This window comes from Rhizobium sp. NPDC092011 (assembly GCF_044756305.1).
Lineage (GTDB): Bacteria > Pseudomonadota > Alphaproteobacteria > Rhizobiales > Rhizobiaceae > Rhizobium.
In genome coordinates this window covers 1-1,176 of the sequence record NZ_JBIVSO010000052.1, presented here as the reverse complement: position 1 = coordinate 1,176, position 1,176 = coordinate 1, and the positions used below count along the sequence as shown (strand labels likewise).

2 protein-coding genes and 1 pseudogene are annotated in these 1,176 nt (G+C 58.2%); all 3 read right to left on the bottom strand.

Annotation, left to right across the window (positions count from 1 at the left end):
* Nucleotides 1–425, bottom strand: a 425-nt coding sequence (gene rplC / locus ACIQJ2_RS38265; protein ID WP_400678245.1) for a 50S ribosomal protein L3, incomplete at its 3' end; no start/stop codon positions are given.
* Between the two features lie 37 nt (nt 426–462).
* Nucleotides 463–771 (bottom strand): 30S ribosomal protein S10, encoded by a 309-nt coding sequence (rpsJ, locus tag ACIQJ2_RS38260; RefSeq protein ID WP_003547547.1) that lies wholly within the window; start codon nt 769–771, stop codon nt 463–465.
* Nucleotides 772–1,082: 311 nt separating this feature from the next.
* Nucleotides 1,083–1,176: pseudogene (locus tag ACIQJ2_RS38255) on the bottom strand (elongation factor Tu); the annotation flags it as partial.

Sequence of the window (1,176 nt, the reverse complement as noted above, 5' to 3'; positions counted from 1 at the left end):
CGGTGCGAAACCGACACACCGTGCGTGGCGCGCAGACCGCCGAAGCCGTGACGCTTCATGGCGCCGGCAAAGCCCTTACCGATCGTCGTACCGGTCACGTCGACGAGCTGGCCCGCCGTGAAGTGAGCAGCCTTGATCTCGGTGCCAACGTCGAGCAGGTTGTCGTCCGTAACACGGAATTCAACGAGCTTGGCCTTGGGCTCAACGCTTGCGACGGCGAAATGACCGCGAAGGGCCTTCGTCGTGTTCTTAACTTTAGCCTGGCCGGCACCCAGCTGAACTGCGGTGTAGCCATTCTTTTCAACTGTGCGCTGGGCTACGACCTGGCAGCCATCCAAACGCAATACCGTTACCGGGACATGCTCGCCGGCGTCGTTATAGACGCGGGTCATTCCCACCTTCTGTGCAATCACACCTGAACGCATCGGTTCAATCCTTCTCACTCAGCTCGAGAACCAGGTCTCAGAGCTTGATCTCAACATCGACACCGGCGGCGAGATCGAGCTTCATCAGCGCGTCTACCGTCTGCGGGGTCGGGTCAACGATGTCGAGAAGGCGCTTATGCGTGCGCATCTCGAACTGCTCGCGGCTCTTCTTGTCGATGTGCGGGGACCGGTTGACCGTGAACTTCTCGATACGGGTCGGAAGCGGAACGGGGCCCCGGACGCTAGCACCGGTGCGCTTCGCCGTCGACACGATCTCGCGCGTGGAAGCATCGAGAATCCGGTGATCGAACGCCTTCAGGCGAATGCGGATATTTTGGCCGTTCATTCGACGTTATCCTTGTGTTTTGTTATCTCGCGTGCCGCTCAAAAAGGGGCACGGATTGTTCTTTTTCCTAAGGCGGACCACCGGTTTCAAAGATCGAGAGGGACGCCGGCTGCGGCATCCCCATCCACTCTTTAGACCTTTCGGCCCACCTTATTGTTAATTTCATCAGCTGCTTCGTTACCCGAAGCAGAGTGCAAATCGCGCTCGCGCGCCATTTGCAACATTTCCATGTCATAAGCAAGCGGCTACTGCCGCTTGCATCATAATATTGTCATCGAATCGGCCACTCGGATGGAGTGGCCGCCTTCGAATTACTCGACGATGGAGGCAACGATGCCTGCGCCGACGGTACGGCCGCCTTCGCGGATAGCGAAGCGAAGCTTCTCTTCCATCGCGATCGGAACG